Annotated in this window: 4 protein-coding genes; all 4 read right to left on the bottom strand. The window is 71.2% G+C overall.

The window, feature by feature from the left end; all coding sequences use genetic code 11:
* On the bottom strand, positions 1–1210 hold a 1210-nt coding region (locus KN815_RS41815; RefSeq protein ID WP_216347003.1), incomplete at its 3' end, for a CpaE/TadZ family protein.
* Between the two features lie 16 nt (positions 1211–1226).
* Complete coding sequence (cpaB, locus tag KN815_RS41820; RefSeq protein WP_216347004.1) at positions 1227–1931, bottom strand: Flp pilus assembly protein CpaB; 705 nt, start codon at positions 1929–1931, stop codon at positions 1227–1229.
* Positions 1932–1956: 25 nt separating this feature from the next.
* Positions 1957–2862, bottom strand: coding sequence for a hypothetical protein (locus KN815_RS41825; RefSeq protein WP_216347005.1), 906 nt, complete (start codon positions 2860–2862; stop codon positions 1957–1959).
* Between the two features lie 210 nt (positions 2863–3072).
* Positions 3073–4779, bottom strand: coding sequence for a hypothetical protein (locus KN815_RS41830; RefSeq protein ID WP_216347006.1), 1707 nt, complete (start codon positions 4777–4779; stop codon positions 3073–3075).
* Between the last annotated feature and the right edge of the window lie 437 nt (positions 4780–5216).

The following is a 5216-nucleotide window of genomic DNA, read 5'->3' on the forward strand; positions in this document are numbered from 1 at the left end:
CCCGATGGGCGGCGCGGCGACCGCCGCCCGGGGGCGCGGCGGCCACCAGACCCAGCTCTCCGGCCAGCCCCCACAGCGCCTGTTTGACGGCCGACTTGGCGTCCAGGTCCTGCATCCGGCCCGAGTCGACGGCGGGCTGAAGCTCCTTGAAACCGGCCGGGATGGCGGTGCGCGCCACGCTCGTCCCGGTGGCCCGCTGGACGAGCTGCGGCTGGATCTCCGCGCTGCGGGTGTGCCGGTTGACCACGGTCACGGTCTCCTCCGCCTTGCGGATCTGGAGCCGGTCCCACAGCCGGACCATGCGCTTGGCGGCGCGCACGGCGACCACGTCCGGGGTGGTCACCAGCAGCGCGATGTCCGCGATCTCCACGGCGGCGGCGCCCGCGGAGGTCATCTGCGTACCGCAGTCGACGACCACCAGCTCGAAGCGCGACCGCAGCGCGCCGATGACCTGGCGGGCGGTGCCGTCGGTCACCTCCTCGCCGCGCTCGCCCTCGCCCGGCGCGAGCAGCAGCCCGAGCCCGGTCTGGTGGGTGAACACCGCGTCCTGGAGCACCCGTGGCGAGATGTCGCTGATCTGCGCCAGATCGGCGATCGAGCGCCGGAACTGCACATCGAGGTACGAGGCGATGTCCCCGGACTGGAGGTCCAGGTCGACGAGCGCGACCTTACGGCCCGCGGCCCGCGCGGCGAGCGCGAGCTGTACGGCGGTCACGGTGGTGCCGACCCCGCCCTTGGCGCCCGCGACCGCGACCAGTTGGCCGCCCGGCCCGGCGGCCAACGGATCGCCGCCGCCCCCCAGATGGCGCCGCACGCCGGTGGCCCACTGGGCGGCGCCCTGGACGCGGGCCGCCAGCTCGTCGTACGACAGCGGTATCCCGGCGATGCCGCGGGCCCCGGCGTCCATGGCGGCCGAGTACAGCGCGGGTCCCGCGTCGGCGGTCACCAGCACCACGCCGACCGCCGGGAAGCGCAGGGCGATCTCGCGGATCAGCTCCAGCGCCGGGGCGGGGCCGATGCGCTCATGGACGAGGACGACCTCCGGCAGCTCCTCCAGGGAGGTGGCGGCCAGCGAGGCGAGGGTGTCGAGCAGCAGGGTCGAGTCGCCGACCGGCGCCGACGGTTCGACACCGGGCAACTGGCCGAGCAGCCCGCTCAGGGAGCGGGCGGCGTCGGGGTCGCCGACGGCCGGCAGAATCCTGATCGTCACCGCGGCACCTCCTCACTCATTTGTCGCCGTCGAGGGTGTAGGTGCGGTCGCCGGGCCCTATGGAGGTGCGCCCGCCGGGGGCCACCAGCGCGAGCCGCACATGCGAGGCGAAGGATTCGGCGTAGGCCACCCGCTGCGCGTTCTTGGTGTCGAGCGCGAAGGTGATCGGCACGGCCTCGTCGATCCGCCGCTTGTCGTCCTGGTTGGGCTCCAGGGCGGTGATCTTGCCGAGGTCGAGCACCTCGGCGCCCGCGACGATCAGCTTGGAGACCGATTCCTCGCCCTGGGACTTGCCCTCGAAGGTCGCGTAGATGTTGACCTTCGCACCGGGGGTGATCTTCCCGGCGACGCCGGTGGCCGCGTCGATCATGATGGCGATCTCCTGCTGCCCGGGCTTCAGGGCGGGCCGGTTCGCGATCATGTCCCGTTGCAGCAGCGACCCCTTGGCCAACTGGGCCACCGCAATCTTCCCGCGTAGCTCGTCGAGATCGGTGACGGCGGTGGAGGGCACATAGCGCTTGGGCATCGAGACCTTCTCGAACTCCCCCGCGTCCAGCGCCTTATAGGGCTTGACGTCCGAGGTGAGCTTGTAGGCGGTGGTCTCGGGGCCGACCTTCGACTCCACGTCGTTGACGACGGAGAGCACTCCGGCGAAGGCGCCGACGGCGCACAGGACCGACAGGAGCAGCAGGATGACTCCGCGGCGCTGGCGTGAATTCATGGACGCACAACCTCGTTCGGGGACGTTACCGGCTGGTCAGGGCGGGACGTTGGGACATGAGCAGTGCGGGGATCTCATCGCCGCGCGCCACCGGGCAGGAGCAGAAGGCGCAGCGGTCGCCGATGAGTTCGAATCCGCACCAGTGGCATTCCTCTCTCCGTACGGAGGCCACGAGCTGGTAGAGGACCGAGAGGTCGGGGATGGCCGCGGCGAACTCGATCAGCTTCGGGGTGCCCCACCAGCGCGCCGACTCGGCGGGCAGCGGCACCTCTTCCACGCCCCGTACGCCCCAGGCGGGGGCGAGGGCGGCGGTGACCCAGTCGTCGCGGCCCGCGCCGCCGTCCCCGTAGCCATGGCTGTTGAGCTGGCCCCGGGCGACGGTCATGGAGGTGGCGTACCCGGGGGCGGGCAGCTCGGACGCGCCGCCGACCTTCACCAACTGCGGGGTGGGATGGGCGAGCACCCCGAAGTGGGCGCCGGGCACCCAGGACTTGACGTGCGAGGTGAGGCTGACCGGAACCCGGTCCAGCTTGGCGACGCTGCCCAGCAGGGCGCCCGCGTGGATGTAGTGGGAGAGCAGCCGGGCGGCGCACGCCAGAACGCCGGGGCTGAAGTCCGATATGGACAGTTGGCGCAACTGACGGGCCAGTACGGCGACGGCCAGCGGCGGCAGTTCGAGCGGCAGCAGCGCCATCCGGTCGCTCTCCAGGACGGAGCGCACGATATGGAGCCGGCGGACCACCGGCGCGGGGGTCGCGGCGGGATAGAGCACGACGAGATAGCCCTGCTGGTCGAGGAGGGTCCCGACCTCGGCGAGGGCGTCGTCGAGTGACTGTGCGTCCGGCGGGCGGAGCACGACGGCCGACGGGGTCTGCCCGTCGGGCGGCGGAAGCACCAGCTCACGGCCGGTGACTGCTATCGCGGTGGGCACGTCGGCTACCCCGTCTCACATCGGCGCCGAGCGGCGGCGGCCACAGGTCTCTGCTGCCCCTGTCTCATTACTGCCCCTGTCCTGGTGCGTCGTCACTTTATCCACGAAAGCGGCGTGAGAGAACAGTTCCTCTGGGTTACGCACCCCAGGCCCGATGCGGAGTCCGCGCATCCCCTTGACAAGGTTATTGGTCTGGAAACCGTCCAAGACCTACCGTTCCTGAGGTCGTTGGTCGGGGTTCGCCAACTCGCCGTGATCCGGACCCGTGGTCCGGTGACCCTCCAAACGGTCTTGAGGATCCGGGAACAGCACGAGCTGGTCACCTCGGCGTGGTCGGGTCTTGCCGCCCGTGGTGGGCGTGCCCGCCGTCCTGGGTGGGCTCGCGGTCCCGCACGCCCGCGGGAGGGACACGGCCTGGCCGGTAGCTCTCCGCTCCACCATCCTCCGGTGATGGGCGGTCACACCTGGCCGACGCCGGATCCCGTGCCCGAGGGCGCGCCGTCCGATGGCCACCGAGGCACCGTGATGCCGAGTGACCGTAGTCTTCCGTGACTGGTCCTGAAGAGGCCGGGTCCAATGCTGTCCGCCCCAGCGGCTGGTGTACGCCGGGTCGACCGCGATGACGACCAGGCCCCGTTGGTAGGCCATGCCACGCAGGCGCTCGCGGAAGCGGCCGGTGGGGATACTCGACACCGTGCGGCGGAACGTCTTGCCGCGCCTGCCACGGCCCATGGTCTCCCGACCGGTGGCGCGTGCGTCGGCGAAGCCCAGATCCTCGATCGCGATCCCCACGCAGCCGTGTTCGTGGGCATGGGCGATGAGTCGACTGATCGCGGCGCGCAGGCGCCCGTCCCGCGTGGTCGCCGGGCCGGTCAGATCCAACGGGATCGTGACCGGTTCGCCGACCGGATTGCCGTGCCTGTCTAGTACGCAGGCGGCCAGGTGGTCCGCGTTGAGGTCGACTCCGAGGAGCCGCGCCCCCGGGGCCTTGACCTCATCCAGGTTGGGCGGCTCGGCCGTGTCGGCCGCCCAGGACGCGTCCAGGTACCAACGATCACGGGCCGGGTCACAGGTGATGTCATAGCGCACGGCCCGGTGGGCGGTGACGCGGTCCAGCCACTCGCCACACCGGTGCTGGAAGGCCACGCCGCAGCCCAACCGGTACCGGCCCCTTGGGGCGTTGGCCAGGTGCCGTAGCGGCTCGGGCAGTACGAGGGACACCGCGCCATCGGCCGGGTCGACGGTGATGGTGTAGTTGCCGTGCGGGGCACCGGACTCGCCGTCCGCGGTGAGGAACAGCCGCTCGGCCTCCCACCGCCGGCGCCACTCGGCGTCGGTCAGCTTCGCCTTGGCAAGATGGTGTCGCACTCGCGCCAGGCGACGGCCGCCGACCGTGATCGACGGCCACCCTACGGCGATCTTCTGCTCCACCACGGCAAGCCGGGCCTCAAGCGCCTGCACGCGGCGCTGCTTGAGTGCCCGCTCGTTCTGGTCGGCGTAGCCGCGCACGCCGTTACTGGACCGCTTCCCGCAAGGGGCGGCCAAGCGACGGCCGATGACGCGGATGGCCCGGCGCAGACCGGCGCGCTCGTCGTACAGACAGCGCATCGACAACTGGAACTGGTCCTCGCTGACCCGGGTCATCGCTCCGGCCCAGCGGGATGATGACACCGCGGTGAGCCTCTTCTTCCGCTCCGCCCGCTGTGTGTCTTTCCCGCTGACCCGGCCAATCCGGACCCGCTCGGCCAAGTCGGCCCGCTGATGGCGGCCGAGGTGCTCGCCCACCAGGCGCAGCACCTTCTCATCAGCCGGGCTCAGCCGCAGGCGTCCTCTGATCCGCGCCCCCGACGGCGCGGCCACGACGAACGGAGCGGCCAGCACATGAAGGACACGCTTCCTGCCACGTTTGCGTGCCACCGGCCGCTCCCCTCCCCCAGTCGCGCCGAACTCACCTGCCGCCACCGATCATGCGTTCTCGACACCTGCGCGGCCTCGGGAACTGGTCTCGTTCACCCGTACGAAGGACATGACGGCCAACAACGGCCCGTAGCCAGGCCAGCAGTTACTTGCCCGGGTCTGGGCAGCGCGATGACCTGGTCCGCCAACTGGGACGCGACCGCGGGCAACGCGTGGTCGAACGCGGTGGGCCCGAAGGTCCACGGGCTGCCGTAGCGTGACGCGGCCCCTCCCGGGGGGATGCCCCTCCCGGGAGGGGCGCCGATGACGGGGAGGGATGGGCCAAGGGGGCCGGGGCGCAAGCGCTCGGCCCCCTCATCCGCATTTTTCACCCTCATGTGCAGGGAAGATGTCGCGCGGGGTTGACAACGGCATTGGTCTGGACCACCTTATACGCA

It is taken from the genome of Streptomyces niphimycinicus (genome assembly GCF_018883605.1).
Taxonomy (GTDB): Bacteria; Actinomycetota; Actinomycetes; order Streptomycetales; family Streptomycetaceae; genus Streptomyces; species Streptomyces niphimycinicus.

Excerpts from the sequence above, each read along its gene's own strand:
- cpaB (WP_216347004.1), bottom strand. The coding sequence starts at position 1,931 with ATGAATTCACGCCAGCGCCGCGGAGTCATCCTGCTGCTCCTGTCGGTC.